Here is a 22,523-nt window from a genome sequence, read left to right as displayed (position 1 = left end):
TCATCGAATGTAAACAGACCCTACGCAATCCCTGCGTCATCGTCGCTCCGCATATTGCAGGCCGCTCGCCCGCGGCGCATCGGCAACTATGCGACATCCTGCTGGAGAACCTGCTCGCACACGCACACTCACAAAGTCGGGTGCTGCGCTATGTGGTTGCCCCACGATGAATATGTGTTGGAGACAATGTAAAGATCACGAACACGTTCGCAAGAATGGTGTGCGTCTCGACTTCTGCGATCGTTGAAGTTCTCGATTCACTATCTTTTCGAATTCTGAAGGTATTCCATGTTTATGTTTTCCGGAGTTGAGAAAGAAGCGCAAGCATTCGCGAATGGCGGCGAACGAGAGCAGGTCACGTATGCGATTGAGTTCCGGCACGTGACAAGGCGATTTCCGGCCAAGCACGGCAACACGTTGATGACGGCCGTGGACAATGTATCGATTGCCATGCGCCGTGGGGAAGTGGTCTCCCTCATCGGTCCGAGCGGTTGCGGCAAGAGCACCTTGCTGAATATGGGAGCCGGCCTGTACGCGCCGAGCGAGGGCGAGGTGTATGTGAACGGGCGGCGGGTGACCGGGCCATCGCTGGAGGTTGCCTTCATGTTGCAAAAAGATCTTCTCATGGCATGGCGCACCATCGAACAAAACGTACAGTTAGGCATGCAGATTCGCGGCGTGCCTGTTGCTCAACGGCGATCGCGCGCTATGGAGTTGCTTGAGCGCTGCCATCTCAAGGGTTTCGAGTCTCATTACCCGCATCAGTTGTCCGGCGGCATGCGCCAGCGCGCGGCGCTTGCTCGAACGCTTGCGGTGGAGCCGGGCGTGTTGCTCATGGATGAGCCGTTTTCCGCGCTCGATGCGCAGACCAAGATGGTCTTGCAACAAGACCTCGCACAGATGCTTGCGTCCGAACAGAAGACCGCATTACTGATTACCCACGATCTGGCTGAAGCGATTGCGTTATCCGATCGTGTGTATGTGATGAGCGAGCGCCCGGGAACGATTATCGAAGAGATCGTCATCGACCTTCCTCTTCGCGAAAATCCGCTTGAGCGCCGCAAGCTGCTCCACATGAATGACTACGTGGCGCGATTGATGGAGCTGCTCAAGGTAGGAAGGGAAGAGCACCTTGGCTAGTTTGCGGTAACGGATTCGCATCACAGTTCAATTTGCACGGGTATCGACTATGGCTATCAAATTGAAAATGACACTGGGCAGTCTGCTACTGCTCGTTTTCTTCCTTGCCGCCTGGCAATGGGGGCCTTCGGCTTTGGGTATTCCCGAGTTCGTTCTGCCGAAGCTGAGCGCAACCGTTGATGAGGCACTGCGCATGTTCGGTTCGGAAAATCTCATACAGCACACTGGGATCACGGCTCTCGAGGTAATTGCAGGTTTCGTACTGGGGTCCGCGCTTGGTGTCGCGATTGGCGTGACACTCGGCCTTTCTCCTACGACTGAAACCGTCCTTTCACCTTATATCCTCGCACTTCAGATTGCGCCCAAGGTGGCTTTCGCGCCTCTTTTCGTAATGTGGATGGGCTACACGGTATATCCGAAGATCGTCGTAGCGGTCTTGATCGTATTCTTCCCGGTGATGGTCAACGTGCTGCGTGCCGTGCGCACCGTGGATCCAGACATGGTGAACCTCGTGCGTGCGATGTGCGGCTCGCGCTGGCAGGTGTTTCAGTTCGTGGAGTTCCCATCTGCGATGCAGGCGTTGTTTTCCGGCCTGCGCATCGCGTCGACGCTCGCGGTGATCGGCGTCACCGTAGGTGAACTCGTTGGCGGCGACAAGGGGCTGGGCTATTTGCTGGTGTATGGCGAAGGACAAGGAAATACCGCGATGGTATTCGTCTCCATTGTGGGGCTGACCATCATCGGCGTGCTGGCCTATGCCGCTGTGGTGTGGCTTGAAAGAAGGGTGCTGCATTACCTGCCCCGTGCCAGCATGAAAACCGTGTGAACGCGGCTCATCCGCGGTCGATTCGTAGTCGGGAGAGTTGGAAATGAGTATGAAGAGTGAAAGCACGGGGTTTGCGGCGTCGCTGCCTTCGCTGCGTCGGCACATCGTGGTCGGCATGGGCGTGGCACTGATGTGCGCTTGGGGATGCGCGGTGCAGGCCGCGCCGAGTGCGATGCAGCAGGTGACCTATCTGCTGCCCGCGCCCCAAAGCGAGATTGCATTTGCGCCGCTGATGATCGCGCAGAAGAAGAACTACTACGCCGACGAGGGATTGTCGGTGCGCTTCGTATCGGTGCAGGGCGGCGCAGAAGTGGGAAAGCAACTCGCGGCGGGGAATGGTGATCTGGGCGGAGCGCTCGGCGACACGCCGATCGTACTTCGCCAGAACGGCATTCCCGTGAAGGCCGTCGCGCTGTTCGGCGGTCGCGCACTACATCAGTTTGTCACGCGCTCCGACGAAAACATAGCAATTCCCGCAGTGCTGAAGGGCAAGACCCTCACTGTTATGTCGTATCAGGACACGTCCTTTTATGCTGCGCTCGCCGTGCTCGCGAAGGGTGGGCTTACGCGATCAGACGTGTCGATCCAGGCGGCGGGACCGTCGGGCATCTGGCAACTCCTTGCCCAAGGACGCGCCGATGCAATGGTAGGCACGCCCGACTGGGCGGCAAGCGCCGAGGAAGCCGGAGCGAAGCTGGTATGGCAGTCGACCGATGCCTACTTTCCGGGGATGGCGCAAGCCACTCTTGCGTCGGACCGTATGATCGCCGCGCGCCCCGACATGGTGCACAAGTTCGTGCGTGCATCGATGAAGGCGCTAGCGGAAATCGAAAGAAATCCTGCCGCCGCGGCGAAAGACTATGTCGCTGCCGTGCCGTCATGGAAGGGGCGCGAGGCATTCGTGAGCAAAGTGCTGACGTATTACGCACAGCATGTCTATCCGGGACAGACGACGATTGGCGCGTTCGATCCAGCGCGCGTGGAACGGCTGCAGGACTTCTATTTTGCGCAGAAGATCATTCGAACCAGAGTCGACTTGAAAGATTTATTTACCAACCAATTCGTGGAGTGATATGAGCGATAAACCAGCGGGTGCGGCCGAAGGCGGCACCGACATGATGCTGCTGACGATTTTCCTGCGGCATGACCAGTCGAACAATCTCGATGCGTTCCAGTCTCGGCTGAAAGAGGCCGATTGGTGGGAGCGCTTCCCGCCGAAAGGCACGACGATCGTGTCGTGGACCGTGGCGATGGGGTTCGGCCAGATCGTCACACTCGCGTTGCCGCCGGCATTGCTGCCAGTGGTTAACGTTGAACTCGAGCGCTCGGCGTGGGGTGTTTTCCGCACTGAGTGCTATCCGACTTACGACTTTGTGCCCGTGCGCGAACGGATTCGCGAGCGGGTGCACCAGGGAGGACAATGATGGATCGTTATCTTGAACCGCATCAGGCACGCCGCCGCGAGCCGACCCAATACGAAAATCTGCTTGGAGACGCGATTGAGCGTGCGTTTGCGCAGGGCTTTCACGATCTGGCGTCGATCGTGCGCTATCTGAACGAGACTGGGCTGGGGCCGCAGGACGGTACGCTGTGGACGAAAGAAGGCTTCGTAAGCGAAATGGCACGGCTCGCGGCCGATTGAGTGGCGCGCGGTGTTGAACGGAAAGCAATCATCATGAGTATCCAACAGCAAAAGACGGTCGCGACCATTCTGCGTGATGGCTTGCACAATCTGTGGTTCCCGATTTGCCCGTCGGGCTTTGTCGATAGGAATCCGGTATCGCTGCGCAGGCTCGGCAAGAAGCTGGTGCTTTGGCGCGATGCCGATGGCAGTGCGCACGCCCTCGAGGATCATTGCCCACATCGTGGCGCGCCGCTTTCGAAGGGCATTGTGTTGGGCGACCGCATCGCGTGCGGCTATCACGGCGTACAGATTCGTGCGGACGGAGTGGTGACGAGCGTGCCTGGCAGTCCGGGTTGTAAGCTGGAAGGCATGCGCGCCGTGCAGTCGTTTCATCTGACCGAAGCAAATGGCGTGATCTGGCTATATAACGCGGACGGCACCGTCGATGAGGCACCGCCGCTACGCCTGCCTGAAGAGCTTGTATCGGACGAGTATTCGTCATTCCTCTGCTATACCGAATGGAAGGGCGATTATTGCTATGTGCTGGACAACGTGATGGACCCGATGCACGGCACGTACCTACATAAGCAGTCTCATTCGATGGCCGTTGGCGACCAGGCGGCCAGTTTCCGTGTGCGCGATACCGCGACCGGCTTCGTGTTCGAAAAGGAAGGCCAGCGCGACGTGAATTTCGACTGGACCGAATGGTCCGACACGGGCTTGCACTGGCTGCGCCTCGAAATTCCCTATCCTAAGACCGGCGGCCCTGGCGGAAATTTCGTCATCGTCGGCAGCTTCACTCCGATCACGCCCGAACTAGCGGCCGTGTTTCACTGGCGCTGCCGCAAGCTGCAGGGCTGGCAACGCGACGCGTGGCGCTTCCTCTATGAGAACCGGTTGGAGGCGCGTCACTGGGCCGTGCTCGAGCAGGATCGGGAGATGCTGGAAGCCATGGAGCCGGACGCCAATCAGCGTGAGCATCTGTATCAGCACGACATGGGTGTGGTCAAGCTGCGCCGGCACCTGAAGAACCTTGCGCAGGCCGAGATCGACAGGGGGGGGCAATGAGCGATACGTCCATTCAGGCGACGCGTATCGTGTCGCCCGCAGTACCGGATCTGCCGCACGCTAGCTGGACCAACGGCATCCGGATCGGCAATGAGCTGGTGCTGTCCGGTATGACCGCGCATCCGACACTGGACGATACCGGAGGGCCGCTCTCGACCCGCGAGCAGACCCTCGTGGTACTAGGTAAGATCCGGGCGTTGGTTGAGGAAGCGGGCGGGTCGATCGCGAACATCGTGAAGCTCACGGTCTACGTTACGGATATCGCTGACAAGGACGAGGTGGGGCGAGCCCGGCGCGAGTTCTTCGCGGGGCTGGGCGCGTACCCCGCGTCGACTCTTGTCGCAGTATCGGGGCTCGTATTTCCTGCGCTGAAGATTGAGATTGACGCGACCGTTCGGCTCGATTTCGATCTGACGCAGATTCAGGCGGCAAGGTAAGGCCAGACGGTTTTACAACCTGACGACGCGAGGCATGTCGAGTGCCTCGCGCATTTAATCATGAGCAATCCCGAACTCCTGAATGCCCGCATCCGGACGCTTCGCTACGAAGCGGAAGGTGTGGTTAGTGTCGAACTGGTGCCGGTCAGCGGCTCGAGCTTTCCTGCGTTCAGCGCGGGCGCGCACGTCGACCTGCATTTGCCGAATGGCCTCACGCGCAGCTATTCGCTGCTCAATTCACCGACCGAGTCGAATCGTTACGTGCTGGGCATTCTTTCGGATCGCCAGAGCCGGGGCGGTTCGCGATATGTGCACGAGAACTTTCGCTGCGGGATGACTCTGCCGGTCGGCAAACCACGCAACAATTTCGCGCTCGATGAGACGGCCGAATCGTCGGTGTTGGTCGCGGGGGGCATCGGCATTACGCCGATCCTATGTATGTACCGGCACCTGCGCGGCGAAGGCAAGATCGTGCGGCTCGTCTATTGTGCACGCAGTCGTGCGCAGGCCGCGTTTCTTGACGAGCTTGCTGCACTCGGAGGCAGTGTCGATCTTTATTTTGACGACGAGCACGGTGGAAAGCCATTCGATCTCGTGGCATTCCTTTTGACCCAACCGAAGCATGTGCACGCCTATTGTTGTGGCCCTTCGGTGATGCTGACGGCGTTCGAGGCAGCATGCGAAGGCGCTGGTATCGTGAATGTCCATATCGAGCGGTTTGCCGCAGAGACGAACGTAATCCAGGCGCCGAGCGCAAGCTATACCGTCGAGCTTGCGAAGAGCAGTAGGGCGTTGGAGGTGCCGGTCGACAAGAGCTTACTTGATACTTTGTTGGAGGCCGGCATCGACGTCGATTACAGTTGCCGGGAGGGCATTTGCGGTGCGTGCGAGACGCGCGTGCTGGAAGGATGCCCTGATCACCGCGACTCGGTACTGAGTACGGCTGAGAAGACGGGTAACAAGACGATGATGGTCTGTGTTTCTGGCGCGAAGTGCGGCAAGCTTATTCTCGACCTCTGAGTGCTCCACTGCGGATCGAATATTTGACACGGATTCTTTTCGTTCTTGCTCAATGTCGGAGCGCTTTCTTCCCGGACGGCCGGACAGAAGGCGCAGCTTTGGTAGGCTGGTTATTTTGATATTCTGCACGCCACTGAAAATGTCTACCTCTGACTCTTGCCTGTCCCGATTTTATCGTTCTCGCAATAGACGAGATCGGCTGCGGTGACAAAGAGCGAAGCCGGCATCGGACCCGGCAGTGTGTCTTGTTGGCCTTTACGCACTTTCCACGGTTCCGCCTGGTCCTCCTCGGTAATGAAGATAACGTCGAGAGGATGCGTACCGCCCGTAGCATCCGTGATGGCCTGCTAGACAGAGTCAGTCGCCATCGATTGGATCGAAGCCAGGTAAGCCCACTGGTCCGTGTAGGGTTGGAAAACCTCGTCGACGAAAACACTGCAATCTTGCTCGCGCGGCGTCTTTTGCAGAGGAAGTGCAATCAGATTGCCGAAGCCACCTTTCGGCATCGTGTCCTGGTTAGGGAAGGGGCGGTCGTAGGATGCCAACTTCAGTTGCCGAGTTCGCGCGCATGTATGGCTGATGATCGCGGTGCCCAGGCGTCGCGCATCCCGAGCAGGTACAGCCGACCGGAAGAAAATCCAGATGTGCGCGCCATTGCCGGATCGCGAGATTTCCAGCGCAGCCGGTACGCCTAATTCGGTGCATGACGACCTGAAAGCCTGAGCATCTTCCCGCCAGTCGGCATCATCGAAATCGACGGCAAGAAAATGACAGGTATCGTCAGCCAGCAAGGGGTAGACGCCAATCGTGTGCCTACCAGCAAGGTGGTCATAGATGATCTGGTCGGACAACGGTATCAGGAGGCGGGAGGCGGTGGCCGCAGTCGGAGCATTTGATTCGGGATTTCTCACACAAATACCGGGTCTCCACTCGTTGGCACAAGCGGGTGAGTAGCCTGATTTGCCAGCCTTGCTTTGCCATCTGACCGGATAAACATCGGTACGACCCTGAAACAGCCGGCGAAACAAAGCGACTTTCTCGTCCGTACTAAGCCGGCACACCTCGGACTGCTGCGGGGCTGCTGGCTCGGCCAACGACCGTTGGAAGTCGATGCCGTGCGCATCGAGCACGGCACGGAGCCGTGCATTTTCGGCGCGCAAACGCGCCAGTTCGCTAATCTCTGGCGTTGTGTCGGCGTCGTGAACGGGGTGGCCACCTTTCTGTCCCTGAACACGAACTGTTGGAGAGTCGTTCAATCCTTGTCCTTTGGGTAGGCAATTGCTATATAATGGTGATTATATAGCGAGGAGGGCGCCATGCTTACTTTCAAGGTCACAACTGTCGGGGCTTCTGCCGGTTTCATTCTTACCAAGGAGGCGATGGCACGGCTCAAGGTGCAGAAGGGCGATATCGTTTATCTGACCGAGGCCCCCGAAGGTGGTTATCGGATTACGCCGTACAACCCGGATTTTGAACGCCAGATGAAGTTGGCGGAAGAGATCATGCACGATGACCGCGATATTTTGCGGGCGCTAGCCAAATGACAGCATGGCGCTGGGTGCGTGCGGACCTGGCTTACGCAATCCATGATCGCCAGCTCGCAGAGCATGGCGGGCTCGATGGTGTGCGCGACAAGGGAGCGGTGGAGTCGGCACTGGCACGACCGCAGAATCTCGATGTTTATGCGAGTGCGGACGCGGCGGCGCTCGCCGCCGCATATGCCTATGGGTTAGCGCGGAATCATGGCTTTGCGGACGGCAACAAGAGAACCGCTTGGGTGGTTGCGCGCCTTTTCCTGGCAGACAACGGCTATCGGCTGAAGTTTGATCCGGCCGATGCCGTTAGGACCATGGAAATGGTTGCTGCTGGCGCGCTCGACGAAGCTGCGCTGGCGGAGTGGTTCCGGCAGCGGATCGCCGAGTAAGTCGGTGGACGATAAAACTCGAAACTCGCGCTGGTTTAACCAGTTACGGGCGTCCCTTGGGGGACGCCGATGACAGCATCCTTTCGGTGTACCGCGCGATCATGTCGATCTCCAGATTGACCTTCGCGCCGGCCTTCAGATGCCGCAGCGTCGTCACTTCGACCGTATGAGGAATCAGGTTGATCGAGAATGCACAGCCGTCGTCGCGGTCTTCGACCGAATTGACGGTGAGGCTCACGCCGTTGACGGTGATCGAGCCCTTGTACGCGAGATAGCGGCCGAGCTCGCGCGGCGCGAGTACGCGCAGTTCGTGCGATTCGCCGACGGGCGCAAAGTGCGTGACGGTGCCGAGGCCGTCGACGTGCCCGGACACGATGTGGCCGCCGAGGCGATCGTTCGCGCGCAGCGCTTTTTCGAGATTCACGTCGCCCGGCTCGGCGAGGCCGACCGTCTTGTTCAGGCTTTCGCGTGACACCTCGACGTCGAACGTGTCGGCCGTCTTCGCGACGACCGTCATGCACGCGCCCTGTATCGCAATGCTGTCGCCCAGTGCGACGTCGGTGAGGTCGAGCCCGCCCGCGCGCAACGCGAGACGTACGCCCGCGTCGGGCGAGGAGGCGATCGGCTCGATCGTTTCGATGCGGCCGACTGCCGCGACGATTCCGGTAAACATCGTGTCGGGTTCCGTTATGGGTGAGTAGGGGACGCGCTCGCGTGTGCGTTCGCGAAGCGCGCGAGGATGCGCAGGTCGTCGCCGACGCGCTCGACGCTATGAAACGCAAGCCGCGTGCGGTCGGCGAGCGACGCGGGCGCGGCGACTTCGAACATCGCGGCCGCGTCGGCGCCGAGCAGGCTCGGCGCGAGATAGACGAGCAACTCGTCGACGCAGCGCTCGCGCAGCAGCGAGCCGTTCAGCTTGTGACCCGCTTCGACGTGCAGTTCGTTGATTCCGCGTTCGCCGAGCACGGCGAGCATGGCGGGCAGATCGACCTTGCCGCGCGCGTTCGCGAGCGGCACGATTTCCGCGCCGCGCGCGCGCAGCGCTTCCGCGCGCGCTTCGCTCTGCGAGTCGAGTGCGCCACAGAAGATGAGGAGCGAGCCGCCTTCGAGCAGGCGCGCGGAGAGCGGAATGTCGAGGCGGCTGTCGATCAGCACGCGGCGCGGCTGACGCGGCGTGTCGACGCCGCGCACGTTGAGCTGCGGATCGTCTTCGCGCACGGTGCCGATGCCCGTCAGGATCGCGCAGGCGCGCGCCCGCCATTTGTGGCCGTCGTCGCGTGCGGCGTCGCCCGTGATCCATTTGCTTTCGCCGGACGCGAGCGCCGTGCGCCCGTCGAGCGATGCGGCCGTCTTCATCCGCACCCAAGGCCGGCCGCGCGTCATCCGCGACACGAAGCCGATGTTCAGTTCGTGCGCCTCGTGCGCGAGCAGGCCGCAGCGCACGTCGATGCCCGCGTCGCGCAGCATCGCGAGGCCGCGCCCGGACACCTGCGGGTTCGGGTCCTCCATCGCCGCGACGACTTTGCCGACGCGCGCGTCGATCAGCGCGTGCGCGCACGGCGGCGTGCGGCCGAAGTGGCTGCACGGCTCGAGCGTCACGTAGACGGTTGCGTCGCGCAGGTCGCTGCCGTGCGCACGCGCGTCCTTCAGCGCCTGCACTTCCGCGTGATCCTGGCCTGCCGGCTGCGTGAAGCCCTCGCCGATCACGGCGTCGTCCTTGACGATCACGCAGCCGACGCGCGGATTCGGCGTCGTCGTATACATCCCGCGCGCGGCGAGCGCGAGCGCGCGCTGCATGTGGGTGAAGTCGTTTTCCGAGAACATCGGTGGGTCCTGTCTGTCGTCCAGCCGTTCAGGGGCGCAGCGCCGCGAACGCGCGGCGCGCGGCGTCGAGCGTCGCGTCGAGCGTGTCGTCGTCGTGCGCGCTCGACACGAAACCCGCTTCGTACGCGGACGGCGCGAAGTACACGCCTTCGTCGAGCATCAGATGGAAGAAGCGGTTGAAGCGCTCGACATCGCTCTTCGTCACGTCGGCGAAGCTCGCCGGCACGCGCTCGGTGAAGTAGAGGCCGAACATCCCGCCGATCGCGTCGGCCGAGAACGGCACGCCGGCTGCGCGCGCTTCGGCCGCGAGGCCGTCGGCGAGCTGGCGCGTCTTCTGCGCGAGCGCGTCGTGGAAGCCGGGCGCCTGGATCAGCTTGAGCGTCGCCAGGCCCGCCGCGACCGCGATCGGATTGCCCGACAGCGTGCCCGCCTGATAGACGCCGCCGAGCGGCGCGAGGTGCGACATGATGTCGCTGCGACCGCCGAACGCGGCGGCCGGCATCCCGCCGCCGATCACCTTGCCGAGGCACGTGAGGTCCGGCTTGATCCCGTAGTGTTGCTGCGCGCCGCCGAGCGCGACGCGGAAGCCGCACATCACTTCGTCGAAGATCAGCACGGCGCCGTGCTTCGTGCAGAGCGCGCGCAGCGCGTTCAGGAATTCGGGCGTGCCGCGCACGAGGTTCATGTTGCCTGCGACGGGCTCGACGATCACCGCGGCGATCTCGTCGCCGAATGCGGCGAACGCTGCTTCGAGCGCGGCGGCGTTATTGTATTCGAGGACGGTCGTGTGTTTCGCGACGTCGGCCGGCACGCCCGCCGACGTCGGGTTGCCGAACGTGAGGAGCCCCGAGCCCGCCTTCACGAGCAGGCTGTCCGCGTGGCCGTGGTAGCAGCCTTCGAACTTGACGATCCGGCTGCGGCCGGTGAAGCCGCGCGCGAGGCGAAGCGCGCTCATCGTCGCCTCGGTGCCGCTCGACACCATCCGCACCTGCTCGATCGACGGCACGAGCTTGCAGATTTCCTCGGCGATTTCGATCTCGGCTTCGGTCGGCGCGCCGAACGAGAAGCCGTCGGCGAGCACGCGCTGCACGGCCGCCAGCACGTCCGGGTGCACGTGGCCGACGATCATCGGGCCCCACGAGCCGATGTAGTCGATGTAGCGCTTGTCGTCCGCGTCCCAGAAGTATGCGCCTTGCGCGCGCGCGACGAAGCGCGGCGTGCCGCCGACCGAGCGGAATGCCCGCACCGGCGAATTGACGCCGCCCGGGATGGTTCGCTGGGCGCGTTCGAAGAGAGTTTGATTGTTCGACATGAATTGGACCTGCGAGAGAGTGCGCGCGAGCGGCGAAGCGCCGCGGCTCGCGTCGGGCGTATCGATTCGACTGATTGTACCGGAGACGCGCGGCGCGGATCCGGCCGGGGCTGCGGCGGTTGGGCGCGCGAGCAGCGCTGGGGGCGGCGCTGCTCGCGCGATGGGCGGTGCGGTCCGAGTTTGCCGGGCGGGGGGCGGGCCGGATTCGTCCGATTCTTTTCGTGCCGGCTCGCTTCGCCGCATTTGCCGGATCGACGGCGAGCCGCCGCGACGAAGGGCGGCTGGCTCGCCGGCTACGCGCGCCGCAGCGGCTTGCGCTTGCCGGTGAGCTCGGCCCAGCGCTTCTCGAGCGCGCCTTCGGCGATGGGCTTGATCGAGATGCCGGACGTCTGCGCATCCCACGTTTGCACCGAGAACGGATGCGCGCGCAGCGCGTCGCGCGGGATCACGACTTCGCCATGGCCGTCGACGAGCCAGTCGTAGACGAAATCGATGCAAAGCCGGTAGCCGCGCTTCATCTCCGGATCGGGCACTTCGTACGGTCCGCGCGTCACGTAGCCGGAGCCGAACACGCCTTTCGGCTCCTTCGCGACGCGGTGCAGGAACACGCGATCGCCCGGCAGGATGCTGCGCGAGAAGCCGCAGCCCCAGACGTCCGCGACCGCTTCGCCCGACTTCACGCGCTCGGCCATCTCGGGCAGCTCGGGCCACGGCCATTTCTTGGGGCTCCAGATCAGCAGGAAGGCGGTCATGTCGGCGGCTCGGCGCGGAATCGTCCAATGGAAACGGCGAGCTTACCCGATGCGCGGGCGTCGCGCGACGGCGGTGCGGGGCGAAAGGACGGCCGGATCAAGAAAATTGCCGTGGCCGGTGGCGGGCGAGCGCTGGTGCGTCGGGGCGGCGAGACGCTCGCGCGGGGGCGGCCTTGAATGGAAGGCGATGCGGAAACAGCGAAGCTTGGTAATTCGAGGCGCTGAAGCATTGAAGTAGCGAGCGCCGAGCACCAAACCGCCGAAGCACCGGAGCGCCAAACTGCCGACGCACCGACCGCCGGCGCCCCGAAAGCGCAAACCGACGCCCAATCCGGGCCGCGTCAAGAGCGCCGACGATGGGTCGCGTACAATCGAAACCTCGCGTCGGCCCGACCGGCCGCCGTCCCCCCTGCCCGACCGTGCAGCGCGCTCATCGGCGCACGCCGGCCGCTTCCGTGGAATTCCAATGTCTCACGTCGCAAGACGCCGGCCTGACGGCCGGCTGATCCTGTTGCTCGGCGCGCTTGCCGCGTGCGGGCCGATCGCCACCGACATGTATCTGCCGAGCCTCCCCGCGATCGCGGACGGCTTCGGCGTGAGCGCCGCCGCCGCGCAGCGCACGCTGACGAGCTTCATGGCCGGCTTCTCGATCGGCATGCTGCTCTACGGCCCGCTGTCCGACACGTACGGCCGCCGTCCCGTGCTGCTCGGCGGCATCGCGCTCTTCACGCTCGCGAGCGTCGGCTGCTTCGTCGCCGCGTCGATCGACATGCTGATCGTCGTCCGCTTCCTGCAGGCGTTCGGCGCGGGCGCCGCGTCGGTGCTCGCGCGTGCGATCGCGCGCGACGCGCACGAGCCCGCCGACGCCGCGAAGGTGCTGTCGATGGTCGCGATCGTCACCGCGGTCGGGCCGCTTCTCGCCCCGCTCATCGGTGGGCAGGTGCTGCGCTTCTCCGGCTGGCGCGGCGTGTTCGTCGTCCTCACGCTGTTCGGCGCGGTATGCGCGGCGGCCGCGTTCCTGCGCGTGCCCGAGACCTGGCCGCGCGAGAAGCGCGCGAGCGCGGCCGTGCTGCACTCGTTCGCCGCGTACGGACGCATCGTCGCCGATCCGGTCGCATGGGGCCACATGCTGTGCGGCGGGATGGCGTTCGCGTCGATGTTCGCGTACATCACCGCGACGCCGTTCGTCTACATCGACTATTTCCACGTATCGCCGCAGCATTACGGGCTGCTGTTCGGGCTGAACGTCGTCGGCATCATGATCGGCAACTTCCTGAACACGCGTCTCGTCGGCCGCGTCGGCTCGCTGAAGATCATTGCCGCCGCGTCGCTGCTGAGCTGCGCGGCGTCGGTTGCGGTCGCGTTCTTCGCGCTCACGGGGCTGGGCGGCCTGTGGTCGATCGTCGCGAGCCTCTTTTTCGTCGTCGGCGTCGTCGGCATCCTGTCGGCGAACTGCACGACCGACCTGATGCACCGCTATCCGCACAACGCGGGCGCCGCGGCCGCCGTGTTCGGCGCGATGCAGCTCGCGCTCGGCGCGCTCGCGAGCGTCGCGATCGGCGCGCTCGCCAACGGCACGCCGTTCGCGATGGGCGTGACGATCGGCGTCACGGGCCTGTTGTGCTTCGGCGGGCGCATGCTCGTGCTGCGCTGGCACGGCAGGCCGGTGAAGGGCCGACTGCGCAACGTCGACGTCGCGTAAAAGAAGGCCGGCGGCTCGCAAGCGAACCGCCGGCCCCGTGGCTCGTCGCCGCGCGACGCGAAGGGCCGCGTCGCGCGCGCGATCACGACGCGTGCGCGACGCCGTACTGCGACGACAGATATCGCCGGATATCGTCGGGCGCGTTGATGAAGCGCGTGCCGTCGCGCTCCTGAACGGCGACCGACGCGTCGTTCGGCATCCGGCCGTTGCCGAGTACGATCACCGGCGCGGACTGATTGGTTTCGCCGATCAGCGCCACGATCGCGTTGCGCGGGCGCGGCGCATCGATGTACTCGACGTCGACCGCGTCGCGCAGTTGCGGGAAGAAGCTCAGCAAGCCTTCGACCGCCACCGAATCGCCGCAGTAGAACGGGCCTTCCGCGCCGCTGTAGAAGCCCGGACGAAGAATGAACAGTTTGTCTTTCATGGTTGTCTCGCAAAGGTTGGACTACGTGGGTTGGGGCAGGCGCCGGCGATACGCGTGGACACCGCGTGAGAGCGTCCCGCTGCCCGCGCGGCATCGCGGCGGGTCAGGCTTCGATCTGCGTCGGCGCGGCGGCGCGCAGCCGTGAGAATCCGGCTTCGAGGTCGGCGATCATGTCGTCCGGGTGTTCGAGGCCCGCGTGAATCCGCAGCAGCGGGCCTTCCCGCTTCCATTGCGTCGCCGTGCGACAGCATGCCGGGTTCGACCGGAGGATCAGGCTTTCGAAGCCACCCCAGCTGTAGCCCATGCCGAAGCACGTCATCCCGTCGAGCATCGCGCGCAGCGCTTCGTCCGATTGCGGGCGCAGCACGACGCCGAACAATCCGCTCGCGCCCGTGAAGTCGCGCCGCCAGAGCGCGTGTCCGGGCGAACCGGGCCGCGCCGGATACAGGATCTCGGCGACTTCGGGCTGCCCGGCGAGCCATTCCGTCAGCGCGTGTGCATTGCGCTGGTGCCGCTCGAGCCGCACCGACAGCGTGCGCAGCCCACGCAGCGCGAGATACGCGTCGTCGCCGCTCACGGTCATGCCGAGTTGCCGGTAGAAGCGGTTGATCTTCGGATAGAGCGCGTCGGTCGTCAGGATCGCGCCCATCAGCACGTCGGAGTGGCCCGAGATGTACTTCGTCGCCGCATGAATCGACACGTCGACGCCGTGCTCGAACGAACGGAAATAGAGCGGCGTCGCCCACGTGTTGTCCATCAGCACGATCGCGTCGTGCCGATGCGCGATCCGGCTGATCGCCGGAATGTCCTGCACTTCGAACGTCAGCGAGCCGGGCGACTCGACGAACACGGCGCGCGTATTCGGACGCATCAGCGCGGCGATGTCCGCGCCGATCGACGGATCGAAGTACGTCGTCTCGATGCCGAGGCGCGCGAGCGTTTCCGCGCAGAACGCTCGCGTCGGGTCGTAGACGGAGTCCGTCATCAGCAGATGGTCGCCAGGACCGAGCGTCGCGAGCAGCGACATCGTGATCGCGCTCAGCCCGCTCGGCGTGAGCATCGCGCGATGCGCGCCTTCGAGACGAGCGAGCGCGGCCTCGAGCGCGCGCGTGGTCGGGCTGCCGCCGCGCCCGTAGGCGCTCGGCGTGCCGCTCGCGTGCTTCAGCGCGTCGACGTTGTCGAAGAGCAGCGTCGATTGCCGGTAGACGGGCGGGTTTACGGGCGCGCCGAGCTGGCTGTGCGTGCGGCCCTCGTGGGCGAGGACGGTATCGGTCGAATGCGTGGCGTTCAAGGCGTGATCCTTTGGTCGTCTGTTCAATCGAGGTGAATCGAGCGGCGTCGCGTGTCGCGGCGTGGCAGTTCGTGAAGTCATGTTAATTGCGCGAGATCGGAAATTGTTTTTAAAGATTCGCGCACATCCGGATAAGATTGGAAAAATTTTCTAATCCGGAGGAGATATGGACAAACGCGATACTCAGATGCTCACGTTGCTGCAACAGGACGCGACGATCGGCCTGAACGACCTCGCGAAGGCGGTGAACCTGTCGCCGACGCCGTGCTGGCGCCGGCTGCAGAAACTGCGTGAAGACGGCGTGATCTGCCGGCAGGTCGTGCTCTGCGATCCGGCGAAGCTGAATCTCGGGCTCACCGCGTTCGTGACGGTGCGCTCGAACCAGCACGGCGACGCGTGGACGATGCGCTTCATCGAGGCCGTCCGCGCGATTCCGGAGATCATCGAAATCTATCGGATGAGCGGCGACGTCGATTACCTGTTGAAGGTCGTCGTGCCCGACATCGCCGGCTACGACAGCGTCTACAAGCGGCTCATCAAGAGCGTCGAGCTGATGGACGTGAGCTCCGCGTTCGCGATGGAGGTCATCAAGCGCACGACCGCGCTGCCGCTCGATTACGTCGCGACCGAGTGACGCGGGCGCGCGGCCTGCCGACGACGATCGCCGGCGGGCCGCGCAAGATTCGCGATCGCGACGTGCGCGCGAGTTTGCGAATCAATCCGTGCCGCACGCGTCGCGATACGCGAACAGCGCGGGCGCGCCGCCCGTGTGCAGGAACAGCACCGGGCCGTTTCGTTCGAAGCGGCCGCGCGCGATGCCGTCGAGCAGGCCCGCCATCGCCTTGCCCGTGTACACGGGATCGAGCAGCAGCCCCTCGGTCCGCGCGAGCAGCCGGACTGCTTCGATGCCCGCGCGATTGGGCTCGCCGTAGCGCGGCGCGAAGTAGTCGTCCCACAGATCGATGCGCGTGTCGGCCGGCGTCGAGATGCCGAGCAGCTCGCTCGTCCGGTCGAGCAGTTGCTGCACCTTCGGACGCTGCGCCGCATCGGTGCGCGACACGGTGACTCCGATCACGGGCAGCGACGGCAATGCGTGCGAGAGCGCGAACGCGAGGCCCGCATGCGTGCCCGCGCTGCCGGACGCGAGCACGACGGCCGAGAAGTCGAGTCCCCCCGCGCGGATCTGCTGCGTGAGCTCGAGACCCGCGCGCACGTAGCCGAGTGCGCCGAGCGCATTCGATCCTCCGATCGGAATCACGTACGGACGGCGTCCTTCGTCGCGCAGCTGCTGCGCGGCCGCTTCGAGCTGCCGGTCCGCGTCGTCGAGGCTGCCGACTTCGTGCGCGCGCACGCGGAACAGATCGAGCAGCAGCCGGTTGCCGCTCCGCAGATAATCGTCGCGTGCGGTGCCGATCGGGTTCTCGAGCAGCGCGACGCAATCGAGGCCGAGCTGTGCGGCGAGCGCCGCGGTCTGCCGGACGTGATTCGACTGGATCGCGCCCGCGGTCACGAGCACGTCCGCCTTCTCACGGATCGCGTCCGCGGCGAGAAACTCGAGCTTGCGCAGCTTGTTGCCGCCCATCGCGAGCGGCGTGAAATCGTCGCGCTTCACGTAGACGTCGCGGCCGACGTGCGCCGACAGGCGCGGCAGCCGTTGCAGCGGCGTCGCCGCGTCGATCAGGTTCAGGCGCGCAAAGGCGCTCAGTCGGGTTGAAAGAGGCGTCGTCGTGTTCATGCCGGGTCGAGGTGTCGGGTGGAGGATATCGAGTCGAAGTGTCGGGTCGACGTGTCGCGGCCGGCGGCGGCATGCGGCGCGGGTCAGTGCAGGATCTTGTCGAGGAAGTCGCGTGCGCGCTCGGAGCGCGGCGCATCGAAGAACGCGTCGCTCGCCGCGTCTTCGACGATCACGCCGCGATCCATGAACAGCACGCGATGCGCGACCTTGCGCGCAAAGCCCATCTCGTGCGTGACGCAGACCATCGTCATCCCTTCGCGAGCGAGCTCGACCATCACGTCGAGCACTTCGTTGATCATCTCCGGATCGAGCGCGGATGTCGGTTCGTCGAACAGCATCGCGACGGGATTCATCGACAGCGCACGCGCGATCGCGACGCGCTGCTGCTGGCCGCCCGACAATTGGCCGGGGAATTTCCGCGCATGCGCTTTCAGCCCGACGCGGTCGAGCAGGCGCAGCCCGGTGTCGTGCGCGTCGTCCCTCGCGCGGCGCAGAACCTTGATCTGCGCGAGCGTGAGGTTGTCGAGAACGGACAGGTGCGGGAACAGTTCGAAATGCTGGAACACCATGCCGACGCGCGCACGCAGTTGCGCGAGCTTGACCGACGGATCGTCGAGCCGCGCGCCGTCGACGGTGATGCTGCCTTTCTGGAACGGCTCGAGGCCGTTGATCGTCTTGATGAGTGTCGACTTGCCGGAGCCGGACGGGCCGCAGACGACGACCACTTCGCCTTTCGAGACCGCCGCGCTGCAATCGGTGAGGACCTGATGCTTGTCGTACCACTTCGATACGTTGTCGAGAGTAATCATGTCGGGGTGCTTCGTGAGTAGCGGGACGCGCGGCCGTCCGGGAGCCGGACGGCCGGCGCGCGGGGATCAGTGCGTCGACGGCAGCGCGCAGCGCGTTTCGATGCGGCCCTGCAGTCGCGCGAGCAGCGTGCTCAGCACCCAGTAGATCGCAGCGGCGGAGAGATACAGCGGCAGCGGCTGGAACGTTGACGCGATCACTTCCTGCGTCGAGCGCAGCAGCTCCGTGACGGTGATGACGGAGACGAGCGACGTGTCCTTGATGAGGCTGATCAGCGTGTTGCCGAGGCTCGGCACTGCGAGACGCAGCGCCTGCGGGCAGATCACATGGCGCAGTGTTTGCACGTGCGTGAAGCCGAGACTGTGCGATGCGGCCCACTGGCCGCGGCCGATGCCGAGGATCGCGCCGCGCATGCTTTCCGACAGGTACGCGCCCGCGTTGAGCGTGAGTGTGAGGATGCCAGCGGAGGTCGGATCGAGCGAGATGCCGATGCTGGGCAGTCCGTAGTAGACGACGAACATCTGCACGAGGAGCGGCGTGCCGCGCATCACGCTGACGTAACCCTGAGCGATCGCGGACAGGGGCTTGTTGTTGCCGATGCGCACGATCGCGACGAGAAGGCCGACGATCAAGCCCAGCATCATCGACGCGACCGCGAATTTGATCGTGAGCACCGCGCCTATCGCCAGGATGGGAAGGCTGTGAACGATCAGATTGAACGCTTCCATGAACTTGTCTCCAGATCGTTGCCGGGCGCCGGCGGCGCAATGCGGGCCGACGCGCGCACGGGCAGTTGCGGTCAACGTACGTTGGGGGTTGTCGTGTCGGAGCCGAACCACTGCATCGAGATCTTTTTCAGCGTGCCGTCCTGGCGCATCGCCGCGAGCGCGTCGTCGATCGCCTTCGCGAACTTCGGATTACCCTTGCGGAACGGAATGCCCATTTGCGTGTCGGCGCCGGGAATCATGTTGCCCGTGCGCAGCGGCAGGTGCGAGCGCTTGATCAGGTACGAAAGCATCAGGTGGTCATTCACGGCCGCGTCGATCCGGCCCGTTGCGAGATCGCTCAGCATCTCCGCATCGCCGGGATAGGTTCGCAGGCCGACCTCGGGCACCGTCTTCACGAGATCCGCATAGTTGCTGCCCAGCACGACACCCGCCTTGAGGCCCTTCAGGTCGTTCAGCGACTTGAACGCGCGCGAATCGTTTTCACGCTGCAGCAGCTGCACGCTCGAGTACACGTACGGCTGGCTGAAGTCGAGCGCCTGCTTGCGCGCCGGCGTGATCCCAACCTGGTTGACGATCACGTCGAACTTTCCCGCTTGCAGGCCGGCGAGGATCCCGCTCCATTCGGTCGTGATGAATTGAGGCTTCACGCCGAGCCGCGCGGCGACGGCCTTCGCCACGTCGACGTCGAATCCTTCGAGCTGGCCGTCGCTATTGCGGTAATCGAACGGCGGGTACGTGCCTTCGAGCGCGATCTTGAGCACGCCGGCTTGCTTGACGCTGTCGAGCAGGTCGGCCGCGTGCGCGGAGGCGGTCGCGATGCCCACGAGCGCGGCGGCGACTGCTGACGTGAACATCGGTTTGAATGCCTTCATCTTGATCTCCGTTGATAAAAACTGATCGGGTGATTTCGCGGCTGCGTCGTCGCTTCGGCGGCGATCCCGGCACCGCGCGGATTCATGCGGGATGTGCGGGGCGGGGCGTCGTCCGGCGGCTACGAAAGCAAGTCGATTGAAGGCAAGCTTAATTTTGTCAAAATGGAAAATGTTTCCAAAGAAGTGCGGACTTTGGCCGCCGCGTGGAAAGTTTTTCTAGTGCTTTGGAAGGTTGCGCAAACAATCTGCTGTGGGTGCAACCAGGTGCGACGGGTCGAAGGATTCGCCCGCGTGCCGGTCCCACGCAATGCGGCCGCACAAAAAAACCGGAGCCCCCAGGCTCCGGTTCACTGCGATTCGCGATTCGCGGCTCGCGGCTCGCGGCTCGCGTCAGTCTTTTGCCGCAGGCGCCGCGCCGTGGCTCAGCCAGTCGAGCACGTCGGCGGCTTCGTCGTCCGCACTCGTGCCCGCGCGCACCTTCGCGCGCGCCATCGCCTCCGCGAGTTCCGCGTTCGGCGCGGCGCGGCGGATCGCGACGCCGACCGCGAGGATGTCGATCATCACGAGATGCAGGATTCGCGAGATCATCGACAACTGCGACTCGCGCATCTCGATGTGATCGGTCTCGAGCGCGACCGTCGCGCGCTTCGCGAGCGGCGTGTTGCTCGACGTGATCGCGATCACCTTCGCGCCCGCCTGCATCGCGACGTCGAGTACGCGCAACAGCTCCGGCGCGCGGCCCGACTTCGACACCGCGACGATCACGTCGCCCTTGCCGAGGAGCGCCGCGGACGCCGCCTGCATGTACAGGTCACCGTACGCGATCGTCGGGATTCCGAAGCGGAAGAACTTGTAGTGCGCGTCCTGCGCGACGATGTTCGAATTGCCGAGCCCGTAGAACTCGATGCGCCGCGCGTTGTTGAGGATGTCGATCGCCTGCTCGACGTGCTCGAAGTTCAGATGCTCGCGCAACTGGAGAATCGCCGATACCGTGTTGTCGAGCACCTTCGCGCCGAAGTCGGTGGCGGTGTCGCCGAGATGCACCTGGCTGTGGCTCATCGGAATCGTGCCCGTCAGGCCTGTCGCGAGCTTCAGCTTGAAATCCGACAGCCCCTGGCAGCCGAGCGAGCGGCAGAAGCGGATGACGGTCGGCTGGCTCACGTCGGCCTTGCGCGCGATGTCGACGATCGGATCGTTGATGATCGAGCGCGGATGGTTGAGCGCGAGATCGGCGACGCGGCGCTCGGCGGGCGTCAGCGCATCGCGCATCTGCCGGATCCGCTCGAACACGGCCGACGACGCGCCGCCCGTGCGGTTCGACAACTGCTCGGCGAGGATCGCCGACACGCCGAGGAACGCCGGATACTCGGCGGTGATGAGGTAGGTCGGGATGTTCGCGAGATAGGTCTCGAAGCGGCCCTTCGCCTCGAAGCGCGCGCGAAACGGCGAGCGCATGAACAGCTCGCCCAGCTTCGGCACGACGCCGCCGCCGATGTAGATGCCGCCCAGCGCGCCGAGCGTCACCGCGAGGTTGCCCGCGAACGTGCCGAGAATTCCGCAGAAGCACTTGACCGCCTCGAGCGCGAGCGCATCGCCCGCGTGCGCGCGCTCGACGATGTCGGCCGTGTCGACGTTCGCGGCGGCCCGCTTCTTGTCGCGCGCGGCGAGCGCGCGATAGATGATCTCCATGCCCGGGCCCGCGCACACGCGCTCGAACGACACGTGCGGATACTTGCGGCGCGCGTACTGCAACACGAGATCCTCGCGTTCGTCCATCGGCGCGAACGTCGCGTGGCCGCCTTCGCTGCCGAGCGCGATCCAGCGGTCGTCGGCCGGGATGAGCCCCGACACGCCGAGCCCCGTGCCCGGTCCCATCAGGCCGATCACGCTGTTTTGCCGGCGCGCGCCGCCGCCGATCTGCACGCGCTGCGCGTCGGTGAGGCCCGGCAGCGCCATCGCGAGCGCGGTGAAATCGTTGACGACGAGGAGCGTGTCGAAGCCGAGCGCGCGGCGCGTCGCTTCGATCGAGAAGCTCCAGTTGTGATTCGTCATCCGGACCTGATCGCCGTCGACGGGATTCGCGATCGCGATCGCCGCGTGGTTCACGCGGCCGATCTTCACGTCCTTCAGATACTTGCGGATCGCGTCGGTGAGCGTCGGATAGTCGGCGCCCGGGTACACGCGGATCTGCGTGATCTCGCCCGGGCCCGTCTCGAGCGCGAAGCGCGCGTTCGTGCCGCCGACGTCGGCCAATAGGCGCGGCCCGTCGGCGTGCTGGCTCGCCGCGGCGACGTTAGTTTGCGCACCAGTAGACATCGAGCTTCGTCCCCTTGTCGTTGGCGAGTTGCGAAATCGCGTTCTTCTGCGGCGCGGCGGCGGCCGCCTCGAGCACCTCGCGCTTGCGGCTTCCCGCAATCAGCAGGAACAGGCGGTCGATGCGCTTCAGCGCGTCGAGCGACAGGCTCACGCGCGCATGCGGCGCGGCGCCCGGATGGACGGCGACGAAGCGCTCGGTCGTCGCGATCGCGTGATCCCATTCGGGCGCGTCCGCGAAGATCGATGCGGTGTGGCCGTCCTCGCCCATGCCGAGCACGGCGACGTCGGGCAGCGGATGCGCGGGGCTCTGATTGAGCGCGGCGACCTGCGTGTCGGGCGACTCGCGCAGGTCGACGAGCGGCGCGAAGCGCGCGTGCGCGGCCGCGTTTCGCAGCAGCGTTTCGTGTACGAGCTTCGCGTTGCTTGCGTTGTCGGTATCGGGGACCCAGCGGTCGTCGACGAGCGTCACGTCGATCCGCGGCCAGTCGAGCGCGGCGCTCGACAGCGTTTGCAGGAACGGCCGCGGGCTCGTGCCGCCCGACACTGCGAGCGTTGCGCGCGCGCGCTGCGCGAGCGCTGCCGCGAGCGCTTCGCCGACCGCTTGCGCGAGCGCTTCGGATTGCGCGCGCGGGCTTTCGAAAGCGTGAACCTCGATCACTTCTCCTCCAGACTGCCTTTATTGAATTGAATGAATTCAGTGGGAACCATCGAGCGGCGC

25 protein-coding genes are annotated in these 22,523 nt (G+C 64.5%); 12 read left to right on the top strand and 13 right to left on the bottom strand.

Features of this window, described 5'->3' with window-relative positions:
• Positions 1–288: 288 nt before the first annotated feature.
• Genes WS70_RS14385 through WS70_RS14350 form a run of 8 tightly spaced genes read left to right on the top strand, consistent with a single transcriptional unit; the run spans position 289 to position 6,115 of the window.
• Positions 289–1,140: an ABC transporter ATP-binding protein gene (locus WS70_RS14385; RefSeq protein ID WP_226382763.1), complete on the top strand. Its 852-nt coding sequence runs from the start codon at positions 289–291 to the stop codon at positions 1,138–1,140.
• Between the two features lie 49 nt (positions 1,141–1,189).
• Positions 1,190–1,966 (top strand): ABC transporter permease, encoded by a 777-nt coding sequence (locus WS70_RS14380; protein WP_059471025.1) that lies wholly within the window; start codon positions 1,190–1,192, stop codon positions 1,964–1,966.
• A 49-nt stretch (positions 1,967–2,015) separates the two neighbouring features.
• Positions 2,016–3,038, top strand: a complete 1,023-nt coding sequence (locus WS70_RS14375) for an ABC transporter substrate-binding protein (RefSeq protein WP_226382762.1) — start codon at positions 2,016–2,018, stop codon at positions 3,036–3,038.
• A gap of 1 nt (position 3,039) precedes the next feature.
• Positions 3,040–3,390, top strand: coding sequence for a hypothetical protein (locus WS70_RS14370; protein ID WP_059597494.1), 351 nt, complete (start codon positions 3,040–3,042; stop codon positions 3,388–3,390).
• Complete coding sequence (locus WS70_RS14365; protein WP_197419245.1) at positions 3,390–3,608, top strand: recombinase-like helix-turn-helix domain-containing protein; 219 nt, start codon at positions 3,390–3,392, stop codon at positions 3,606–3,608. The genes WS70_RS14370 and WS70_RS14365 overlap by 1 nt, the downstream gene beginning before the upstream one ends.
• A 33-nt stretch (positions 3,609–3,641) precedes the next feature.
• Positions 3,642–4,658, top strand: coding sequence for an aromatic ring-hydroxylating oxygenase subunit alpha (locus tag WS70_RS14360; protein WP_059471033.1), 1,017 nt, complete (start codon positions 3,642–3,644; stop codon positions 4,656–4,658).
• Positions 4,655–5,095 (top strand): RidA family protein, encoded by a 441-nt coding sequence (locus WS70_RS14355; RefSeq protein ID WP_059471028.1) that lies wholly within the window; start codon positions 4,655–4,657, stop codon positions 5,093–5,095. Before WS70_RS14360 ends, WS70_RS14355 begins: the two co-directional genes overlap by 4 nt.
• A 60-nt stretch (positions 5,096–5,155) precedes the next feature.
• Positions 5,156–6,115, top strand: coding sequence for a PDR/VanB family oxidoreductase (locus WS70_RS14350; RefSeq protein WP_059597493.1), 960 nt, complete (start codon positions 5,156–5,158; stop codon positions 6,113–6,115).
• Positions 6,116–6,462: 347 nt separating this feature from the next.
• Here WS70_RS14350 and WS70_RS31565 read toward each other — a convergent pair whose 3' ends face one another.
• Positions 6,463–7,371: a TOTE conflict system archaeo-eukaryotic primase domain-containing protein gene (locus tag WS70_RS31565; protein ID WP_159082901.1), complete on the bottom strand. Its 909-nt coding sequence runs from the start codon at positions 7,369–7,371 to the stop codon at positions 6,463–6,465.
• 60 nt (positions 7,372–7,431) lie between these two features.
• Between WS70_RS31565 and WS70_RS14340 the strand changes: the two genes are divergently transcribed.
• Both WS70_RS14340 and WS70_RS14335 read left to right on the top strand, forming a co-directional pair.
• Positions 7,432–7,659, top strand: a complete 228-nt coding sequence (locus WS70_RS14340) for an AbrB/MazE/SpoVT family DNA-binding domain-containing protein (protein ID WP_059471221.1) — start codon at positions 7,432–7,434, stop codon at positions 7,657–7,659.
• Positions 7,656–8,039 carry a type II toxin-antitoxin system death-on-curing family toxin gene (locus tag WS70_RS14335; RefSeq protein ID WP_059471220.1) on the top strand — a complete coding sequence of 128 codons (384 nt, stop codon included), beginning with the start codon at positions 7,656–7,658 and terminating at the stop codon, positions 8,037–8,039. Before WS70_RS14340 ends, WS70_RS14335 begins: the two co-directional genes overlap by 4 nt.
• Positions 8,040–8,082: 43 nt before the next feature.
• On the opposite strand, the gene WS70_RS14330 is transcribed toward WS70_RS14335, so the two are convergent.
• The 4 genes from WS70_RS14330 to WS70_RS14315 all read right to left on the bottom strand — a co-directional run bounded on the left by WS70_RS14330 (position 8,083) and on the right by WS70_RS14315 (position 11,927).
• Positions 8,083–8,712, bottom strand: a complete 630-nt coding sequence (locus WS70_RS14330; RefSeq protein ID WP_059471219.1) for a riboflavin synthase — start codon at positions 8,710–8,712, stop codon at positions 8,083–8,085.
• Positions 8,713–8,726: 14 nt separating this feature from the next.
• Positions 8,727–9,863, bottom strand: coding sequence for a bifunctional diaminohydroxyphosphoribosylaminopyrimidine deaminase/5-amino-6-(5-phosphoribosylamino)uracil reductase RibD (ribD, locus tag WS70_RS14325; protein WP_059471218.1), 1,137 nt, complete (start codon positions 9,861–9,863; stop codon positions 8,727–8,729).
• A gap of 28 nt (positions 9,864–9,891) precedes the next feature.
• Positions 9,892–11,337, bottom strand: a complete 1,446-nt coding sequence (hemL, locus tag WS70_RS14320) for a glutamate-1-semialdehyde 2,1-aminomutase (protein ID WP_418230158.1) — start codon at positions 11,335–11,337, stop codon at positions 9,892–9,894.
• A gap of 131 nt (positions 11,338–11,468) precedes the next feature.
• Positions 11,469–11,927, bottom strand: coding sequence for a hypothetical protein (locus WS70_RS14315; RefSeq protein WP_059471216.1), 459 nt, complete (start codon positions 11,925–11,927; stop codon positions 11,469–11,471).
• 466 nt (positions 11,928–12,393) lie between these two features.
• Here WS70_RS14315 and WS70_RS14310 point away from each other — a divergent pair, with 466 nt between their 5' ends.
• Positions 12,394–13,629 carry a Bcr/CflA family multidrug efflux MFS transporter gene (locus WS70_RS14310; RefSeq protein ID WP_059597490.1) on the top strand — a complete coding sequence of 412 codons (1,236 nt, stop codon included), beginning with the start codon at positions 12,394–12,396 and terminating at the stop codon, positions 13,627–13,629.
• 82 nt (positions 13,630–13,711) lie between these two features.
• Here the strand turns inward: WS70_RS14310 and WS70_RS14305 are convergent, their stop codons facing one another.
• Together WS70_RS14305 and metC are read right to left on the bottom strand one after the other, a co-directional pair.
• Positions 13,712–14,056: a DUF3088 domain-containing protein gene (locus WS70_RS14305; RefSeq protein WP_059471214.1), complete on the bottom strand. Its 345-nt coding sequence runs from the start codon at positions 14,054–14,056 to the stop codon at positions 13,712–13,714.
• A gap of 103 nt (positions 14,057–14,159) precedes the next feature.
• Positions 14,160–15,347 carry a cystathionine beta-lyase gene (gene metC / locus WS70_RS14300; RefSeq protein WP_059597488.1) on the bottom strand — a complete coding sequence of 396 codons (1,188 nt, stop codon included), beginning with the start codon at positions 15,345–15,347 and terminating at the stop codon, positions 14,160–14,162.
• 166 nt (positions 15,348–15,513) lie between these two features.
• On the opposite strand from metC, the gene WS70_RS14295 reads away from it, so the two are divergent.
• A complete protein-coding gene (locus WS70_RS14295; RefSeq protein ID WP_059471212.1) occupies positions 15,514–15,981 on the top strand; it encodes an Lrp/AsnC family transcriptional regulator in 468 nt (155 codons plus the stop codon).
• An 81-nt stretch (positions 15,982–16,062) separates the two neighbouring features.
• Here WS70_RS14295 and WS70_RS14290 read toward each other — a convergent pair whose 3' ends face one another.
• The 6 genes from WS70_RS14290 to pgl form a co-directional block, all read right to left on the bottom strand.
• On the bottom strand, positions 16,063–17,082 hold the full coding sequence (locus WS70_RS14290; protein ID WP_059597486.1) for a D-cysteine desulfhydrase: 1,020 nt from the start codon (positions 17,080–17,082) through the stop codon (positions 16,063–16,065).
• A gap of 83 nt (positions 17,083–17,165) precedes the next feature.
• Complete coding sequence (locus WS70_RS14285; protein ID WP_059471210.1) at positions 17,166–17,891, bottom strand: amino acid ABC transporter ATP-binding protein; 726 nt, start codon at positions 17,889–17,891, stop codon at positions 17,166–17,168.
• A 66-nt stretch (positions 17,892–17,957) separates the two neighbouring features.
• Complete coding sequence (locus tag WS70_RS14280; protein ID WP_059597485.1) at positions 17,958–18,617, bottom strand: amino acid ABC transporter permease; 660 nt, start codon at positions 18,615–18,617, stop codon at positions 17,958–17,960.
• A 71-nt stretch (positions 18,618–18,688) separates the two neighbouring features.
• On the bottom strand, positions 18,689–19,489 hold the full coding sequence (locus WS70_RS14275) for a transporter substrate-binding domain-containing protein (RefSeq protein WP_059471208.1): 801 nt from the start codon (positions 19,487–19,489) through the stop codon (positions 18,689–18,691).
• A 390-nt stretch (positions 19,490–19,879) separates the two neighbouring features.
• Entirely contained in the window at positions 19,880–21,805 is a 1,926-nt protein-coding gene (locus WS70_RS14270; RefSeq protein WP_059471207.1) for a bifunctional transcriptional regulator/glucokinase, read from the bottom strand.
• A complete protein-coding gene (gene pgl, locus WS70_RS14265; RefSeq protein ID WP_059471206.1) occupies positions 21,783–22,463 on the bottom strand; it encodes a 6-phosphogluconolactonase in 681 nt (226 codons plus the stop codon). Before pgl ends, WS70_RS14270 begins: the two co-directional genes overlap by 23 nt.
• Positions 22,464–22,523 lie beyond the last annotated feature (60 nt).

The organism is Burkholderia mayonis, assembly GCF_001523745.2.
GTDB classification, from domain to species: domain Bacteria; phylum Pseudomonadota; class Gammaproteobacteria; order Burkholderiales; family Burkholderiaceae; genus Burkholderia; species Burkholderia mayonis.
Note: the sequence above shows the minus strand (reverse complement) of the source record. Positions and strands in the feature narration are given on the sequence as shown.